Origin of the sequence: Martinezella rhizogenes, assembly GCF_000799715.1 — a bacterium.
Taxonomy (GTDB): domain Bacteria; phylum Pseudomonadota; class Alphaproteobacteria; order Rhizobiales; family Rhizobiaceae; genus Rhizobium; species Rhizobium rhizogenes_C.
The window spans coordinates 285960-304354 of sequence record NZ_JUHG01000015.1; the positions used below are offsets into that span (position 1 = coordinate 285960).

The 18395-nt window shown below is 58.6% G+C and carries 16 protein-coding genes and 1 pseudogene; 10 read left to right on the forward strand and 7 right to left on the reverse strand.

Annotation, left to right across the window (positions count from 1 at the left end; all coding sequences use genetic code 11):
• Positions 1–6: 6 nt before the first annotated feature.
• Positions 7–465, forward strand: a complete 459-nt coding sequence (locus EX00_RS21455; protein WP_155294109.1) for a hypothetical protein — start codon at positions 7–9, stop codon at positions 463–465.
• A gap of 274 nt (positions 466–739) precedes the next feature.
• Here EX00_RS21455 and EX00_RS21460 read toward each other — a convergent pair whose 3' ends face one another.
• Positions 740–1405, reverse strand: a complete 666-nt coding sequence (locus EX00_RS21460; protein ID WP_234709076.1) for a TetR family transcriptional regulator C-terminal domain-containing protein — start codon at positions 1403–1405, stop codon at positions 740–742.
• Positions 1406–1705: 300 nt separating this feature from the next.
• On the opposite strand from EX00_RS21460, the gene EX00_RS21465 reads away from it, so the two are divergent.
• The 7 genes from EX00_RS21465 (at position 1706) to EX00_RS21495 (ending at position 9823) form a co-directional block, all read left to right on the forward strand.
• Positions 1706–2770 carry a BMP family ABC transporter substrate-binding protein gene (locus EX00_RS21465; protein WP_052210859.1) on the forward strand — a complete coding sequence of 355 codons (1065 nt, stop codon included), beginning with the start codon at positions 1706–1708 and terminating at the stop codon, positions 2768–2770.
• 116 nt (positions 2771–2886) lie between these two features.
• Positions 2887–4446 (forward strand): ABC transporter ATP-binding protein, encoded by a 1560-nt coding sequence (locus EX00_RS21470; RefSeq protein ID WP_047462460.1) that lies wholly within the window; start codon positions 2887–2889, stop codon positions 4444–4446.
• Positions 4443–5480 carry an ABC transporter permease gene (locus EX00_RS21475; RefSeq protein WP_047462463.1) on the forward strand — a complete coding sequence of 346 codons (1038 nt, stop codon included), beginning with the start codon at positions 4443–4445 and terminating at the stop codon, positions 5478–5480. Before EX00_RS21470 ends, EX00_RS21475 begins: the two co-directional genes overlap by 4 nt.
• Positions 5477–6370, forward strand: coding sequence for an ABC transporter permease (locus tag EX00_RS21480; protein WP_047462466.1), 894 nt, complete (start codon positions 5477–5479; stop codon positions 6368–6370). The genes EX00_RS21475 and EX00_RS21480 overlap by 4 nt, the downstream gene beginning before the upstream one ends.
• A gap of 10 nt (positions 6371–6380) precedes the next feature.
• The gene (locus EX00_RS21485; protein WP_047462469.1) at positions 6381–6824 is read left to right on the forward strand and encodes a VOC family protein; all 444 of its coding nucleotides are present in this window, start codon (positions 6381–6383) and stop codon (positions 6822–6824) included.
• Positions 6825–6904: 80 nt separating this feature from the next.
• The gene (locus tag EX00_RS21490; RefSeq protein WP_047462471.1) at positions 6905–8428 is read left to right on the forward strand and encodes an amidohydrolase family protein; all 1524 of its coding nucleotides are present in this window, start codon (positions 6905–6907) and stop codon (positions 8426–8428) included.
• Positions 8429–8473: 45 nt separating this feature from the next.
• Complete coding sequence (locus EX00_RS21495) at positions 8474–9823, forward strand: thymidine phosphorylase (RefSeq protein ID WP_080761297.1); 1350 nt, start codon at positions 8474–8476, stop codon at positions 9821–9823.
• 128 nt (positions 9824–9951) lie between these two features.
• Here the strand turns inward: EX00_RS21495 and EX00_RS21500 are convergent, their stop codons facing one another.
• From EX00_RS21500 to EX00_RS21525, 6 genes and pseudogenes are all read right to left on the reverse strand, one after another.
• Positions 9952–10629 carry a flavin reductase family protein gene (locus tag EX00_RS21500; RefSeq protein WP_047462473.1) on the reverse strand — a complete coding sequence of 226 codons (678 nt, stop codon included), beginning with the start codon at positions 10627–10629 and terminating at the stop codon, positions 9952–9954.
• A gap of 1 nt (position 10630) precedes the next feature.
• Positions 10631–12055 carry a M24 family metallopeptidase gene (locus tag EX00_RS21505; RefSeq protein ID WP_047462476.1) on the reverse strand — a complete coding sequence of 475 codons (1425 nt, stop codon included), beginning with the start codon at positions 12053–12055 and terminating at the stop codon, positions 10631–10633.
• Between the two features lie 37 nt (positions 12056–12092).
• Entirely contained in the window at positions 12093–12929 is an 837-nt protein-coding gene (locus EX00_RS21510) for an ABC transporter permease (protein ID WP_047462479.1), read from the reverse strand.
• Entirely contained in the window at positions 12922–13752 is an 831-nt protein-coding gene (locus EX00_RS21515; RefSeq protein WP_202903747.1) for an ABC transporter permease, read from the reverse strand. The genes EX00_RS21510 and EX00_RS21515 overlap by 8 nt, the downstream gene beginning before the upstream one ends.
• 6 nt (positions 13753–13758) lie before the next feature.
• The gene (locus EX00_RS21520) at positions 13759–14799 is read right to left on the reverse strand and encodes an extracellular solute-binding protein (RefSeq protein WP_047462925.1); all 1041 of its coding nucleotides are present in this window, start codon (positions 14797–14799) and stop codon (positions 13759–13761) included.
• An 8-nt stretch (positions 14800–14807) separates the two neighbouring features.
• Positions 14808–16044, reverse strand: a pseudogene (locus EX00_RS21525) (ABC transporter ATP-binding protein).
• Positions 16045–16561: 517 nt separating this feature from the next.
• Here EX00_RS21525 and EX00_RS21530 point away from each other — a divergent pair.
• Positions 16562–17494: an ABC transporter substrate-binding protein gene (locus tag EX00_RS21530; protein WP_047462484.1), complete on the forward strand. Its 933-nt coding sequence runs from the start codon at positions 16562–16564 to the stop codon at positions 17492–17494.
• A 5-nt stretch (positions 17495–17499) separates the two neighbouring features.
• Entirely contained in the window at positions 17500–18381 is an 882-nt protein-coding gene (locus EX00_RS21535) for an amino acid ABC transporter permease (protein WP_047462488.1), read from the forward strand.
• Positions 18382–18395 lie beyond the last annotated feature (14 nt).

The following is an 18395-nucleotide window of genomic DNA, read 5'->3' on the forward strand; positions in this document are numbered from 1 at the left end:
AATAGCGTGAGTCTTTTTATCCCGTCACCGTTGATACAGGAAAACATAAATTCGGCTGTGGGTTGGATGACCGGCGACGACGACTTTCTCGCTGAGGTCTATCTCAGCACGCCTACCGCCCGGATACAGATTAATTTTGGTGACACGCATCGGCACGGCGGGGTCGTGCGATTAAAGGCGCTGGAAAAGGCAATTGCTACGGCCAAGGATCATTTGAAATCTCTACCACTGAAGCAGAGGCTCCTATTCAAGCTCGCTTATTCTGGTCGCGGAAATCACCAGCTCACTACTGATCTTCACCAGACACTAGAATGGGCTGATAGCATCGGGCTGCTCGCTAGCGGGATGATATTCAATCAGGTCTTCAGCAAGAACATTGCGGAGAGCTTTATTTGGCTGGGCTTTCCCGACCCCAAGATTGCAGTGCTTTTCAAGTTGGCAGGGTACGATCATACATTACTTTGACGAAGGATCAAAAGCCGTCACTGGGCGATCGTTGGCATCTGCACATCCCAGGAGCGAAACTCTATGTTGCGCTGTTCGCAACGATACGCCGGTGTCCGGCCAGCGTCCGAAATATGCGACATACTCGGACCCCAATCTCAATGGTCGCCTTGATGGGGTTCGAACCTTCAAACCATAGCTTACATCAATGCCACTAACCTTTGAACAGGTTGATTTTGTTCCATTCTCCGGGTTGTGGGAACCACTATTTACGACCAGCTTGACGTCTTTGCGCCTATTTCAGAAGACTGTGAATAACTGTTTGTACGATCGTTTGCGCAGCTTTTTCGAGGTCCGCTGCGGTCAGCCGGTTCGTCTCCAGCGCATCACAGGCCAGTTTGTCGAAATCGGCATAAAACTGAGTCGAAGACCAAAGAATAATGAAAAGGTGGCGCGGATCCACAGGCTTCAGCTTTCCCTGCCTGATCCACAGCTCGATGATTTCCGAACGCTCTTTCGTCACATCCCGCATGTGCTCACGGTCTCGTCGCGAGAGAAACGGTGCACCGGCAAGAATTTCCGTCGCGAACATGCGCGACTCTTCCTTGTTGTGCCAGGCGTAATTCAGCTTTGCGCGGACATAGGCCTCAAGAGCCTCGGCCGGCTCCCGGTCTGCTCTGATCTGCTGAAGGGCATCGTCCCACCCGGCAATCAGGTGCCGGATCACGGCGCTGTAGATCTGCTCCTTGGACGAGAAATAATAGTAGACATTTGCCTTGGGCAAGCCTGCGGCCTCGGCAATTTCGGAAGTGCGGGTACCCTGGAACCCTTTTCGCGAAAACAGCACCGTTGCGGCTTCGAGTATCTGACGCTCGTTGCGTTCTCGGATCTTCACTTCCGGACTAAGGCCGGCCCCTGCCGTTTTGCCCTTGGCTGAACGCTTCGATCTCACATTCTCCACGCTTGGCTCTCCTCTATCAACATCAGCGATTCCATCGAGATTTTCCAGTGATTAATTGCTGGGCATTTGCGAGTTCTCTTTTTGTGCAAATCGGATGATATATAATCATGCTTTTAAAACAATAGTTTGGTACAGAAAAAATTTGACTATTTGGTCAGTTTCTTGACGTCGATAAGTTGACACTTTGGTCAGCTTTTGGCTAGGTTCATTTCACCAAACCTGCTGTGAAAATAGACTGCATGACCAAATTGTTTCAAACGGCATTCCGTTCGCGGATCCGCCCCATCCAAGGATGAAGACATGAAGAAGCCTGCTGAAATCAGTGTGCATTCCCCATTTTCGCTCTCCCGTCGCAGCCTGCTCAAGCGCTCGGCTGGCCTTGCAGGCGCGGGACTTGCGACTGCGCTCTTGCCGAACACCGTATGGGCTGCAGGCGAGATCGTGGCGCTCGTTCACACCCAGGCGGCCGGGGACAATGGCCCCGTCGACTCCATGATTGCCAAATTGACCGAGCTGGCCAAGGAAAAGGGCTTTGAAACAAAGATCGTCTACGCCGCCGATCCCGCAACCTACGAGACGATTTTCCGCACACTGGGCGATGCCGGCGTGTCCATCATCGTTTCGACATTCAATGAAGTTGCCGAACCATTCAAGGCGCTGGCACCGACCTACCCGAATACCAAATGGATACAGCTCTTCGCCGACCCCTTCGAGCCCGCAATGCCGAATGTCGTCACGGTTTCTTATGATTATTATCTCGGTTGCTACTTGTCCGGCATGTTTGGTGCGTTGACATCCAAGACCGGCAAGCTCGGCTATATCGGCGGGCTTTCGCTCCCGCCGCTGAATGCCGACGCCAACGCCATCAAGGCAGGCGCAATATCGGTCAAGCCCGATGCCACGCTGACGGTGGCTTTCGCCGGTTCGTTTCAGGATCCTGCGAAGGGTCAGGAGATTGCAGGCCAGATGTACAAGGCGGGCGTCGATTTCATCCAGACGGATTCTGCCGCGACGGACGCCGGCATTATCGCGGCGGCCAATGAAATGCCCGGCAAGCTCGTCAGCGGCATTTCTCCGGCCCAGTACAAGCTCGGCCCTTCCTCCGTCGCAACGCTTGTCTCGCTCGATTTCGGCCAGTCGCTCTACAACGAGGTATCGAATGCCTTGAAGCCGGAGTGGAAGGGCGGCCACACGAAGACCGGCCTTGGGACCGGCGTCATCGACTTTGTGCTCTCGCCCGAATTCGTCGCAAAGGGACCTGCGGATCTCGTGGCGAAAGCCAAGGAAATCTGGCCGCAGATCGATGCGGCGAAAGCCAAGATTCAGGACGGATCGCTGACTGTCGCGTTCAACACCACGCTCTGACCGCTTTCCGGTCGAAACATCAAGCCCTCGGCCGACAAGGCCGGGGCACCTCGAACATGATATGTCTTTCAGTCTGTAGCCACCGGATGGGTGGCGGAGCTATCCGTGTGAAAACAATGACGAGCGATAGGGCCATTGCATTGCCGGCGTTGCACTGCCGCGATATCACGGTCACCTATGGTGACTTCGTAGCTTTATCCAGTGTCAGCGTCGCATTCGAACCGGGCCTCATTCATGCTGTCGTCGGTCAGAACGGCGCAGGCAAGACGACCTTCGCGCGCGTCGCAGCCGGTCTCGTCAAGCCGGAACCCGGCGAAATCCTGATCGACGGCGGGCCAATCGAGCCTGGCAAGGTAAAAGAAGCAAGGCGCGCCGGTGTCGAGCTCGTGCATCAGAGCTTTGCTTTGCCGCCTTCGTTTACCATTTCAGAAGCGATCGAGTTCGGAGCAACGGGGCAATCGTCGCTTTTCACCTCGTCGCAACTGAACCGACGGTGGCGCGGGCATCTTCATTCGCTCGATGTAACCGTGGATCCGCACAGGCGCATCCGCGATCTTCCGGTTGAAACGCAGCAGGGTGTGGAAATCGCCCGGGCTCTCGTCAGCAACGCACGGATTCTCATTCTCGACGAACCCACGGCCGTCCTCTCACCTTCCGGCATCGAGAGGCTGTTCGAGCGCGTCCGGATGCTGAAAGCGCGAGGCGTGACGGTCATTCTGATCCTTCACAAGATTCGGGAAGTGCTGGGCATTGCCGATACCGTGACGGTGCTGCGTGGCGGCAAGCTGATTGCAGCGGCAGTTCCGTGCGCCACGATCGGTCCTCCCGAGCTTGCCGAACTCATCATCGGCACCTCTGCCCCTTCGGACGATGCAGCTGTCGTCATCGGCGCATCAACGCCAGCGGATCAATCGCATACGAGCACTGTTTCAGTGCAACCATTTTTGAAAATGGAGAATGTATCGACGCAGAGTGACGCGGAAGGCTCTTCGCTGGAAGATGTTTCCCTGGCGATCCGGCCGGGCGAGATCATCGGCGTCGCGGGGATCGAAGGCAACGGTCAACGTGCGCTGGTTCAAGCAATCGCGGGTCTTGTTGACGTTCCGTCGGGAAAGCTGGTCCTGGGCGGCGACGATATCACAAACCACGATTTGGGGGACCGCCGTTCCATGGGATTGCGGATCATTCCATTCGAGCGGAACAGCGAAGGCTTGAGCCTTTCCAGCTCGCTCTGGGAGAATTGGTCAATTGCAAGGCTGCTGTCGAAAGGGCTGCTGGATTTCGTCAGCCCCAAGGCCTTGAAGCGGGAAAGCGTAGCAACGCTCGACGCCTGGAGTGTGCGCTATGCGACACCGACCCAGCGCGCCGGTTCGCTTTCCGGCGGCAATGCACAAAAGCTGATCTTTGCCCGTGAAATCGACGAGAATGCGAAGCTGATCATAGCGGCCCAACCGACACGCGGCCTTGATATCGGGGCAACCCTTTTCGTCTGGAAGGCCTTGCGCGAGGCGCGGGACCGCGGTTGCGCCATCATACTGATTTCATCGGACTTGGATGAACTCTTCGATATCAGCGACCGTATCATCGTCATGCTGTCGGGTCGGATTGCAGCCGAGTTCTCATCGCCATTCGACATGGCGAAGGTGGGTGCGGCCATGACGGGAGCAGACCAATGAATGCCAGCCTGACGACAGTCCTCCGGGCGCTCATCTTCATTATCGTCGCATTGATGCTGTGCGGGATCATCTTTGAATTCGCGGGCTATTCCGCGCCTTCGATGTTTGCCAGCATTTTCAATGGCGCCTTTTTGCGGCCCGGAGGGCTCATGCAGGGTCTTCGCTGGGCACTTCCCCTTTTCATCACCGCATGTGGCGTGGCGCTATCCTTCCGCTGCGGCTTCTTCAACATCGGCGCCCAGGGCCAATTCTATGTGGGCGCGATTGCTGCAACCTTTGCCGCAAACCTCCTTGACGGTGCGCCGGCTGCCGTCCTGCTACCGCTATGTTTCCTTGCAGGGATGGCCGGCGGTGCGCTCTGGGCGTTGTGGCCGGGCATCATGCGCCTGCGTTGGGGTACGGACGAAGTCATCACGACACTGATGGGAAATTTCATCGCGGCGCTGCTGCTGGTGTATGTCACAGCCGGACCATTGAAGGATCCGTCGGGCAGTGGGCAGCAGGCGTCGAGCAAGCCGCTGAATGCGGCCTACCGGATCAGCAATTCGCTCGGCATATCGCCGACGATCCTGATCATCACCGCTGTCGTCGGTGTGCTGATGTGGCTTCTGATCAATCGCACAGCCTTCGGCATCGTCGGAGGCCTTGCCGGCAGAAATCCGGTGATGGTCCGCTGGCAGGGCGCCAAGGTATGGCGGCTGGGCCTTGCCAGCTTCGTCATCAGTGGCGCACTGGCCGGGCTTGCGGGAACGGTGGAGGTGTTCGGGCCGAACGGTCGGCTGATCGGCGGGTTTCTGCCCACCCATGGCTTCACAGCCATCCTCATCGCGCTGGTGGCCAATCTTTCCATCATCGGGACAGCTGTCGGAGCCCTTTTCTTCGGCGGCCTTGCCTCGGCGGCTCTCTACCTGCCGGTCATGGCCGGTCTTCCGTCGGCGGCAATTGATATCATCAACGCGGCAATCGCCTTGTTCATTACCGCCAAGTCCCGGTTCGTCGATCGACTGCTCAACTTCGGGAGAAGATCAGCATGAATGATTTCATCGTCGCCATCCTGCGCTCCGGAACACCGTTGATTTATGTCACCATGGCCGGGATGATCGCACAGCGTGCCGGCATCTGGCATCTCGGCCTGGAAGGCGTGATGATTATCGGCGCCTGCGCGACGGTCATCGGCATCGTGCTGACCGGATCGTTCGTCGCGGCGATCCTGATTGCCTGTGTGCTGTGTTTCCTGGCTTCCATTCTGCTCTGGTTCATCATCGAGAAGCTGAAGGCCAATCCGATCATTGCCGGCCTTGGCCTGACCGGACTTGGCATCGGCGGAACCGCGCTTGCCGCACAGTCCATCTTCGGCAGTCAGGCCTCCGTCACAGCCCCCTTCGGCGTACCACGCCTCGGCCCTGCATTCGGATCATATAGCTCGATCTCCATTTTCGTGGTCGCCATGCCTTTCGTGGTCCTTGCGCTCTGGGTGCTTCTCAAGCGGACCCGGTTCGGCCTGCAATTGGCGGCAAGCGGTGAACATCCCTTCGCGGCCCGCAGCGTCGGCATAAACCCGGCGCGGATGCGCTTCATCGCCCTGGCTGTCGGCGGCGTTCTCTGCGCGATCGGCGGCGCCGAGCTTTCGGCAGGCAGCCTGCAGATCTTCGCGCAGAACATGACCGCCGGGCGCGGCTTCATGGCGTTCGCCGCCGTCGTCTTCGGCGCTGCCCATCCAATCGGTTCGGCCTTGGCGGCCTTGTTCTTCAGCGTCGTCGGCGCACTCGGAATCCGTGCCCAGATCGTTTTCGGCGACGCTGTCCCCCACGACCTGCTTCTGGCGCTTCCCTATCTAGCAACCATCGTCGGCGTCTGGATCAGCGGACGGTTGCGCGGCGGCGCCAAGACCGCGAACGGCTTTGCCGAACTTAGAGACTATTGAGGACATATCCATGCCGCCTTTTGCCCAACGCCATACCATCACGGACGTCTGCCTGCTGGTGCGCGACGTCGAGACTTCCGTTGCCTTTTATCGCGACAAGCTCGGTTTCGTTCTCAAGCACCGCGCCGAGGGATTCGCCGATTTCACCGGCGCGGGCGTGACGCTGGCGCTCTGGGAAAGCGCCCACATCGGACGCCATGCAGGCGTCGCCGTTACGCAGGATCGCCCGGCAAGCGTATTGATCGCCGTCAAGCTCGACAGCTCCGACGATGTCGAGGCGACATATCGGGAGCTGACCGCCAAGGGCGTCACCTTCACCGGCCCTCCGGCCAACTATCCATGGAACGCGCGCGGCGCATATTTTGCCGGCCCCGATGGCGAGATATGGGAGCTCTATGCATGGCTGGAAGGCGGGGCGCCCGGCAAGGTGCCGGATATGATATCGGCCATCTAGCGTCGGTGGAGGAGCTGCCTGCTGGCCGCCTCATCGCAGCTGACCAACGAAAGCCTCCGAACACCCCGGAAACCATTTCTATGACGGAAACACTGTTTCGAAACGCTCTGATCCTGACAATGGCTCCCGGCAGCAATGGCGCGACGCTAAGCGGCGATGTCCTTGTCAGGGATGGCAGGATCATTTCGGTCGCTACCACGGTGGCACCGACTCCGGATATGGCGATCATAGAGGCGGCAGGTAAGCTTATCATGCCGGGCCTGGTCAACGCCCATACCCATTCCAGCGAGACATTTTTCCGCGGCCGCTATGAACGCATGCCGCTTGAGGTCTGGCTACTCTATGCATATCCGCTGCTTGTCGGCACACAGATATCGCCGCGCCTATTGTATCTGAGAACCCTCCTTCTTGCGATGGAATCGCTGAGGAATGGTGTGACAACGCTGTGCGACGACTTCTTCGAAGTGCCGGGCCATGATGTCGAGCGGCTGGGCACCGTGTTCTCCGCCTACGAAGCAAGCGGCATCAGGGCCAACATCTCCAGCGCCGTGATGAACATACCGACGCTGGACGCGTTGCCTTTCGCCCGCGAGATCGTGCCGTCCGAACTGCAGCTGCTTCTCGACGGAAATCCGCAGATTCAGGCGGACGCGTATATCGCCTTTTGCAATGAGATATTTTCGACATTGCATGGACGCGCGGGGCGCCTGCAGTTCATGATCGCGCCCTCTGCGCCGCAGCGTTGCACACCGGATCTGATCCAGGCCTGCCATGCACTGGCACGTGAGAACTCCGTTCCTTTCCACACCCACGTCGTGGAGACCAAGACCCAGGCCGTGACCGGCCAGCTGCTCTACGGAAAGACCCTGATCCGTCACCTGCATGATCTGGGCGCCCTTGATCGCCATACGACGATCGCCCATTCCGTCTGGGTCAACGATCAGGATATCGAGCTGATGGGCGCTGCGCGCTGCTCGGTGGCCCACAATGCCGTCTCCAATCAGAAGCTTGGAGCCGGGATCGCGCCGATCCGGAGGCTCCTGGAGGCAGGCGTGATCGTCGGATTGGGAACGGACGGTGTCTGCTCGAACGATACGGCCCGGATTTTCGACGTCATGCGCACGGCGGCACTTATCCATGGCGTCAGCGGCCCCGACCCGGAAGAGTGGCTGACGGCAAACGAAATCCTGCATGCCGCGACGCTCGGCGGCGCTCGCACAGCCCTTCTCGATCATGTGACCGGTTCGCTGGAGCCGGGCAAGGCGGCCGATATCATCATGCTAGATCTTGGCACCTACGCTTTCCAACCGCTCAACGATGCTGAGCGCCAGATCGTCTTCAGTGAAAATGGCTCCTCGATCGAATTGGTGATGGTTGCCGGGGAAGTCGTCGTTCGCGACCGCAAGCTGTTGACGATCGACGAGGCGGCTATTTTTCAAGAAATTCGCGAGACCGTCCCGGCACTTCTCGCGGAACACGGAGAGGTGGAAGCGAAAAATCGGATATTCGAGCCCTGGTTCGCTGAGATCCATAGGCGCGCGTCACTCGTCGATATCGGCATGAACCGCTATGCGGGCGACATGCCTTACTGGCGGCGAAACTGAGAAACGAGCATCCCCTCCCCCACCAGCTGATCGAAAGGATATCAGATGTCTATCGCATCACGACCATTCCTGCCCCAGGAGGTCATTCGCAGAAAACGCGATGGTGAAACCCTCGCTCAGCGGGACCTGAAGCAATTTGTCGATGGCACGGTCAGCGGAGCGGTGAGCCAGGCGCAGATTGGTGCCTTCACGATGGCCGTCTATCTCAACGGCATGTCCAGACAGGAACGGATCGACTATACGCTTGCCATGCGCGATAGCGGTCGGGTGATCGATTGGGCGACGGTGGGCCTTAAGGGCCCTGCGATTATCGACAAGCATTCCAGCGGCGGTGTCGGCGACGAAAAAGTCAGTCTGATCGTAGCACCTCTGGCCGCCGCCTGCGGGATCCGCATGCCGATGATTTCCGCGCGAGGCCTTGGACATACCGGCGGTGAAATCGATCTGCTGGAAGCAATTCCGGGATATGATACCGTGCCGACTACCGAAGCTTTTATGAACACGGTCAAGGATACAGGCTGCGCCATCATCGCGCCGACACCGGATCTTGCCCCGGCCGATAAGCCGATCTTCTATGCTCGCGACGTCTGCGCGACGGTGGAGAGCATACCGCTCATCACGGGCTCGATCATGTCGAAGAAACTAGCGGCCGGTATCAATGGACTGGTCATGACCGTCCCGTTCGGGTCGGGTGCCTTCATGAAGACGGAAGCCCGCGCCATTGAATTGGCCGAGAGCCTGCTGGATGTCGCGCGCGGCGCAGGAGTGCCGATGACCGCCCTCATCAGCGATCTCACCCAGGTCCTGGGAGACAGTGTCGGCAGCGGTTTGCAGATACGTGAGATCATACGCTTCCTGACAGGCGAATACCGGGAGCCCAGGCTGCTCGAAACGGTCCTAGTCCTCGTCTCCGACACGCTCGTCATGGGAGGACTTGCGGCAAACCTTGAGACCGCCCGGGCAATCGCCTCACAGCGCCTCGATGACGGATCAGCGACGGACCGCTTTGCCCGCATGGTTGCGGCACTCGGAGGGCCGGCCGATCTGGTGGAGCTGCCCCGCAGATACATAAGAGACGCACCTGTCATTCGCCCGGTTCATCTGAAAAAGACGGGATTTGTCAGCCAAATGGATTGCTATGCGATCGGCATCGCGCTGCTTGGCATCGGCGCCGGCCGCACACGGCCTCAGGATGATATTGACCACACGGTGGGAGCGTCTTCCTTCGCATCGGTCGGTTCGAGGATCGACCCCGCTCATCCGTTTTGCGTGCTCCACGCGGCATCGGAAGATGCCTGGGAGCGGTGCGCCGAGGCAATCGCTGCCGCGGTCGAGTGCAGTGTTATGCCAGCCGGATCACTGCCCGCAATTAGATTGCGGCTCTATACCGAATGATTAGTATGCGTATCAGTGGTCTTGATGGGCTATGAACCGCTGATCCCTATTTGGTCAAAGCTTCCGACACACCCTGCAATGAAATAGGGGCACTTCCTTAGTATGCCGCCGATTATACCAAGCCGCTCCTACCGCTTTGCGAAGTGTAGCTCGGAGCCGCTCTTCTGTGAGTTCCATTCTTCCTTCGTCTGAGTTTTGATATCGAACAGGTCACGCGTCCTGGCATAGGTGTGACCGCCCATCCTCCCTACCACGTCCATCAATTGCTGATCGATATGTAGGTTCGACGGATCGACCGCGTCGCTGCGGACATAAACACCAAGAACTTCGCCAAGAATGATTTCGCGGGCCGGGCCAACCTGCAAGGTGGTGTGGCGGCGGCATTCGAGCGCTGCCGGGGCTGCGAGGATGCGCGGGCTTCTGACCATCTGGCCGGGCGTGGTTGCCAGGCCTGCTTCATCGAGTTCGTCCACCTCGGGACCGAATTTGATGGCGCAGACCTCCATCTGGTCGACGAGCGCGTCGTCGCAGATATGCACAGTAAATTCCCCAGTCTCGCGGATGTTGCGGGCGGTATCCTTGAAGCGCATGTCCGAGTAGTTTTCGACGCCGATGGCAACGATCGCCGGATCATGGGTCAGCACGTTGAAGAAACTGAACGGACCGGCGTTCGGCCTGCCGTCCTTGCTCACGGTGGTCACCAATGCGATCGGGCGGGGAATGACCGTGCCGATCAGGATCTTGTAGCGTTCCCGTTCCGTCAGTTTCGCGAAATCGAAATGCGTGTGAGATTTGGTGTTGCTCATGTCAGGCCTCGACAGCGATGCGGTGGGTTTCGAGCGGAGTGTGGCGGCTGAGGTTTTCGAAACCGTCTTTGGTCACAACATACATGTCGCCGATGTTGCAGCCGGCGGACAGTGGTTCCAGCCACTGCGTATGCAAGACAAAGACCATGCCCTCCTCCATCTTGTCGTAGTTGTGCGAGGAAATGTTGAAGCTGTTCTGGCCGCCGGCCATGCCGACCGAATGGCCGAGGTTGGGATTATGCGGCCCGTGGGTCGCGGGGTAGACGTGCATGAGCTTGCGGCCCTGCGCTTCCCAATCGATGTCTTTGACATATTGCTGGGGGATAAGGCGGGCGCCGCCGTCCTCCATCGGAGCCCAGTTGTAGGGCATGGTTCGCGCCTCCGGTGACGACAACATGCCGCGCTCGATCATCGGCTCGAAGGCGGCATTGTTGACGTCGCGCATCAACGCGCCGGGCCTGATCAGTTTTTCCGCGCGCTTCACGCCTTCAGTGCAGGCGGCAAGCACCTCTTCCTGGCGCTTGGTGATATCGCCGACAGCGATCATCCGCGCCGTCTGCGCCGTGTAGCCGCGATAGGTTACGTTCGAGATGTAGAGGTTGATGAGGTCTCCCGGTCTGACGACGTGGCCGTAGGGTTTGCCGCAATGGGTGCCGAACTCGTTGATGCCGATCTGGTAGCCGTCGCCCGTCTCGCCACCGAGCGCGAGCTGGGCAAGAGTGAAAGCGGCGTAGATTTCGTGGTCGGTCACGCCAGGCTTTGTAACATGATAGGCGGCCTGCGTGCCGATGCTGATCAACTGGGCGGCGGCACGGAAGATTTCGATCTCGCGCGGCGACCTGATCTTCTGCATGCGATCCAGAATGGCGTTATCAGCGACGAACTTGCTCTTCGGAAGCAGTTCCTCGAGCGCTGCCCAGAAAGTCAACGACGTCCGATCGCCGATCCTGCCGATCTGGGCCTTGGCGAGACCGAGGTTGCCAAGAATCTCGGCGCATTTCTCCGCGGTCTTGATGACGGAATCGCCGGGACGATCCGAATATTCCCTGCCGATCGGGCCGATCTGCCAGATTTCGTCAACGAGAACCGGTTCGCCTCCGGGCGGCAGCAGCACGGACTGTGTGAAGAAAGACAGAAGGACGAGCGCCTTGTCGGCGTCGGTCGGAATGATCAGCACGCCCTCGCGCATCCAGTCGCAGATATAGCGGAGATAGGCGTTCGAGGCGTGGAACCAGCCGACGCTACCGGCATGGACGATGATCGCATCATGACCGGCTTCGACCGCCTGACGGCGAATTCGGCGAAGGCGATCCTCGAACTCTTCGACGGGAAGCGGCAGGGGAGCGGAAAAGTCGAAATCCGGCTGGAAGTCGGCCAGCAGCGATCCGATGCGATAGCCGCGTGCCGGTGTCGAGCGAATGTTCATGAGTTTATTCCTTGTAAGTTCAGATATGTTGCTGAGTTCAGGCCTGCCGAGGCGGTGCCAGAACGCGCCGGGCGACAAGCAGTCCGACCAAAGTCACAGCGATCAGAATTCCGGAAATTGCTGCCACCCGGACATCGAGCGACTCCTCGATCAGCGCGAACATGCGCAACGGAAGCACGGTCGTTCGGGCGTCGGCGAGAAAGAGCGAGACTGAGACGTTGTCGAGTGATTGGATGAACACCAGAAACGCGCCAGCGAGAATGCCCGGCATCAGCAATGGCAAGATCACGCGCCGCAGCGTCATGAACCAGCTCGCCCCCATTACCGTCGAGGCTTCGGCAAGCGAGGGATTGAGACCCTGGGCAACGACGGATGCCGCGCGATACATCAGCGGCCCAAAAACGACGATATGGCCCGTCACCGTCAGCCAGAGCGAAGGCCGAAAGCCGATGAAGTTGGCGACGATCAGGGCGGCAAGACCATAGACGAGGCTCGGCAGAACGAGCGGAGCCAGCAGCAAAGGCTCGATCGTGCCGACGGTGCTACGCTTCATTCGCGTCATCCCAATAGTCGCAGGCACAGCAAAAAGCAGGGAGCCGAGAACGGCGAGGCCCGCGATCTTCAGTGAGTTCCAGGCTGCGATCTGTTCCGTTGCGGACCGCACCGGGTCCAACAGAGCTTCATACCACTTGAAGGAAAAGCCCTGCGGCGGATATTTCAACGTCTGGCCCGATGTGAACGACATCGTCAGGGCGATGAAGATGGGCGCGACGAGATAGATCACGCACAAGCCGCCGAATCCGAAGACGAATGCCTTGTAGAATATGGCTGGAACAGGATTCTCCCTATTCGGGCTCTTATTGGGATCAGGCATGACCGACCAACCTCCTGTGACGGGAAATCATTGTGAGTGCCACCAGCAGGCAGCCTGTCGATAGCAGCAGAACCACCGCGATGGCTGACGCCAGCGGCCAGTCGAACAACGTTCCCACTTCTCGGTAGATCAACTGCGGAACATAGACGTTTCGCGCACCACCGATCACCGCCTGGGTGACGAACGAACTGCTTGTGCTGGCAAAGACCAGAATCCAGCCGGCGAGCAGGCCTGGCAGCATCAGCGGCAAAAGCACCGTCACCAGAATGCGCCAAGGGCCAGCGCCGGAAACCTGGGCTGCCTCGGTGAGCTGGATAGGGGTGCGCGACAGGATCGCGATCAAGGGCAGGATTATCAGCGGCAGGTCGATCTGGCACATCGCCATCAGCAGACCAAGCTCGGTGAACAAAAGGCTGGTTGGCATTCCCGTAAGGCCGAGCGCCATAAGCGTTTCGCTAATCGGTCCCTGACGGCCAAGGATGACGATCCAGGCGAAGGTCCGGACCACGTTGCTGGTGAGCATGGGAATGAGGGTGAGGAAGATCAGAACCTGCCGCAGGTTTCGACCCCCGTGCCAATAGAGCAGCGCGATGGGTATTCCGAGCGCTGTCGTGCCGATGACAGTCTCAAGCCCGAGCCGAGCCGTATTGACGAGAACGCGGAAATTGAACGCATCCCCGAAGAAGCGCGCATAATGATCGAGAGTTGCTCCGCCGGGACCGGCGAAGCTGAAACCGACGAGAACGGCGAGCGGCGTCGCGAAGAACGCCACGGACAGCAACAGCATCGGTACGACGTATGGGAAGCCGCTCGCCTTCATCATCTCGCCTCAACCAGCCACGAGCGCGTCAAACTGGCGAATCCAGTCGGGACGGTGCTTATTGATCGCAACCCAGTCCGGATAGACCATCGTCTTCAACTGCTCGCGCGTAACGTAGGCTTCGATGGCGGGGGTAAGAGCGACGTCCTTGTTTGTCGGAAACATCTCCGTCGGCGGCTCCTTGAGCTGGTCCTGGGCGGCCTTGGAGATGGCGGCATCCATGTAGGCGTATGCCGCATCAAGATTGGCTGTGCCCTTGGTCAGATGGATGTTGACCGGGGCTGCCGGCGATCCGGTTTCCGGGTGGGCGAACTCGGCGTTGAGACCAAGGCTCTTAAGGCGGGCAACATTGCCTGTGCTACACATGAAGACAGCGATTTCGCCCTGCTGGAACAGCGTCATCTGATGGTTGGTGCTGTCGACGACGCCCTTGAGGTGTTCCGGATGATCCTTGAACAGCTTGAAGACCGCATCCATGTCGTCGGGACCGGAACCAAAGATCTTGGCGATTTCGGTATAGGCCATGATCGCCGTGTTCGAGGCAAAGCCTGTCCACGAGACCTTGCCGCTATAGGCCGAATTCTCGAACAGATCGCGATAGCCCTTCGGCTTTGGAACAAGATCGGGATTGTAGGCGATGCCGTTGACCTCGATGGTCACGGTCGGCCCGTATTCACCCTGAAACGACGGATCGAGCATTCCCCAGTTGCTGAGCTTGCTCGGATCGATTTTCTGGATCAGATCGTTCTCGATGGCGACGGCCATCTGGCCCGGCGACATCAGCAGCGTGTCATAGGGTGGATTGCCGGGGCTTGCCATCACCTTTGCGAGTTGGTCCTGCGCAAGGGCCGGTGCAATCGTGAGATCGTAGCCAGCCTTCTGCACCATCGGAGTGAGGACGGTCCGGTAAGCGTCCTCCCAACTGCCTGGGAACGTGGCTGCGACCGCCCCGCCGCCCGCAGCGCGCGCGGAAACAGGAAGTATGGCCGATACGGCGGCACCGGCGGCCAGAAAGCCGAAGCCGCGACGGGTCATCTGAAAATCTCTCATCATCATGTTCACCTCTGTTGACCTGTTTCTTTATTGGGTGCCGTCCGGTTCAGCCGGAAAGGCGTGACACCTTGCAGTGTCGATCTCGGCAAATAATTGCGCTCCCGGTTCGGGGATGGCGGTGGAAGGTCCCCTCACCTCGGAAGCGCGCAGACCCGTACCGTCTTCGAGGACAAGATCATGGACCAGGGATGGCCCGAGAGGCACGGATACGGTCATGCGTACCGGCAGCGCCGTTTCACTCGGCCGCGTCGACAGACGGACCTCTTCAGGTCGGAACGTGATCGTAACCTTAGAGCCGATGGTGAAGTTCAGGCGGCGCGGCAAAGCGAGGGTCTTTTCGTTGGCAAGGCCTATCAGCGTGGTCTCGCCGTCGAACCGGAGGACTGCTCCATGCAGTAGATTGGCCTGTCCGATGAACGTATTCACGAAAAGGGTCTTCGGACGATCGTAGACGGTCATCGGCGTGTCGATCTGCTCGACATGTCCCTTGTTCATGAGCACCAGCCGGTTTGCCAGGCTTTGCGCCTCTTCCTGATCGTGCGTGACGATGAGCGTCGTGATGCCCAGCGTCTTCTGCAGATGAAGCAGTTCGACCTGTAGATCGAAACGCAATGCCCGATCGAGAGCGCCGAAGGGCTCGTCGAGCAGCAGAAGTGACGGACGGCCCGCAATCGCTCGCGCAACGGCGACGCGCTGCTGCTGTCCGCCCGACAGCTCCCGCGGCAGACGGTTGCCATAGCCGCCGAGCCTGACAAGAGACAGCATCTCCTCGACGCGCGCTCTCCGCTCAGCCCGTGGAATCTGCTGGCAGGCAAGTGGATAGGCGATGTTTTCCGCGACAGTCAGGTGCGGAAACAAGGCATAGTTTTGAAAGACCATGCCGACACCGCGTGACCTGGCGGAGACATTTGCGAGGTCCTTTTCTCCAAGGACGATCTTTCCGGTCTTCGGCTGGATCAGCCCCGCGATGGCACGCAGGACGGTCGACTTGCCGCAGCCGCTCGGCCCCAGCAGAGCCACGATCTCGCCGGCTTCGACATCAAACGAAACGTCGCTAACCGCATTCTGCCCACCATAACTATGCGTGAGGCCATGAACGCTCAGCCGCTTCCGTCCGACAACATTCTGGGTGTCTGGCATCTGGTTTCCCTGAGGTTGCGACGAGTACACGAATGGATGCGTGCTCTCCGGCGTGAGGCGGAGATACGGCTTGGAGAGGAGTGTAGCGTCGATTTTGTTCATGAAAGCTGAGGAGCAAGCTGCGTGCCAACTTTCGTAAACGGCAGATAGTCGCATCATAATTGCCTGAAAATAATATGATATTTCTGATTTATAAATATTCGAAACTTTATAATTATTATATTACGTGTCCAAGTTCGAATTTCTGTGTGGGCAATTTTCCGCCATTCAAGCATATTTATTGAGCATGCCTGCGAGCGTTTTTTGATCGATCGTGCGGACTGCCCGCCGATAACAGAGGTGGAAAGGGCGTAATCTCCGCACGAAACACACCCGCATCGGACACACCATCGGGCCATGCCCACCTATGATGCCTATTGAATCCGTTATAAGGGCAAAAAATATGCAGATGATGTTCGAAATATCATTCGCATAATTATACGAATTATTATTCGAATAAAGTTTCTCCGTAAATATGATTTCAATATCAAATAGATACTGAAAATAATTTGGAATTGGCACGGCAATTGCTTGATAGATCCCGAGAATTCATGGGAACAAAAATGAAAATGGGGATCACATGAAAAGCCTTGAGGGAATTTTGAAAGCGGGGCTTACCGCGGCAATCGCCACGCTGATCGCCACATCCGCACAAACCGTTGCGGGCGCGGCGGAGAAGACGCTCCCCGACACCGATGTTGCAAAGTTGCCCGGCGTCGTACTGACGAAGAAACTGGCGGAAGCCTTACCACCGGCCATCAAGACTTCGGGCATCCTGAAGGTCGCGACCGACTTGACCCCACCGATCAGCTTCCACGCCGACGATGGGAAGCTCGTCGGCATCGACGCAGACATCGCTGCGGCGCTGGGCATCATTCTCGGTGTGAATGTTCAAATGACCGATGTCGGCGCGGGAGCGGCAATCGTCCCCTCGATTTTGTCCAAACGGTTCGACGTCTCGATCTCCGGGATCAACGACGATCCGGAACTGGAAAAGCAGGTCGACGTCATCGACTACATGTACGATGCGACCACGATCATGACAATTAAGGGCAATCCTCTCGGCATCAAGAGCATGGCTGATTTGTGCGGCAGGAAAGTTGCGGTTCCGGTCGGCACCTTCCAGGCGAAACTGGTCGAAACCGCTTCGGCCAAGTGCTCGGCTCCGATCAATATCATGGCGATCCCGAAGATGCCCGATGTTCTTCAGGCAGTTCGCACCGGTCGGGCCGACGCGACCGTCAACGGGTATGCCACCAGCGTCTACACGACAGAAAACCAGACAGGGAACGGCAAGGGCCTTGAGGCGCTTCCCGATATCCGCCTGGCCGTCGGCTACCTCGGCATGCTGACCGCCAAGGACAATCCGCAACTGCGTGACAGCGTCGTTGCCGCCTTGCAGCAGATGGTGGACTCCGGAGCCTACGAGACCATCATGAAGACGTGGAGCCTCGGACCGCTGGCCGTGAAGACCGTCAAGGTCAATGATGCCGCAAGCATGCCTGTGGATTGACGACCATGGCGCTATTCATCGCTCAACCAATCACTCTTTCCCATGCCCCACGCGGCACGCGACCGATCCAGTGGGGGCAGATCGCAACCGCTGCTATCGCGATATCAGTGATGGCCTTCTTCGCCCTGATCGTGGGCCAAAGCCAAAGCATTCAATGGTCCGAGATTCCTCACTACCTCGTGCACCCCTCCATCCTGAACGGTGTGCTGCTGACGCTCGAGCTGACGGCGGGTGCCATGGTGTTCGGCATCGCACTCGGATGCGTGCTTGCCGTGATGGCCACGAGCCAGAACCTGGTCCTCAAGGTCATGGCCGCCGGTTTTGTCTGGTGGTTTCGCGGCGTGCCGCTGATCGTCCAGATATTCTTCTGGTTCAATATCGCTCTCTTCATCCCACAGGTTGGGATCGGCAGCTTCACCATTTCGATCAACGATCTGGTGACGCCTTCACTCGCAGGGTTTCTGGCGCTCGGGCTTCACGAAGCGGCAAACATGTCCGAGATCATTCGTGGCGGCCTCATGTCCGTCGATCGCGGACAGCGCGATGCGGCCGCCGCATTGGGGTTGAGACCACTGCAGCGGTTGCGCGCGGTCATCCTGCCGCAAGCGACCCGCCTCATCATTCCGCCAACCGGAAACCAGGCCATCGGCATGCTGAAGGCCAGCGCCATCGTTTCGGTCATAGGCATGCAGGATTTGCTGACGCAGGCGCAGGCGATCTACGCCCGGAACTTCCTCGTCATCGAACTGCTGTTCGTCGCCTCGATCTGGTACCTCGCGATCACCTCGATCGCATCGATTGGCCAGCATTTCCTTGAACAGAGCCTTCAGCCCAAGGGTTATGGCTCTGCGGAGAAAGCGCGCGGGTGGTGGCGACGTACGCCATGAACGCCGCGACATCG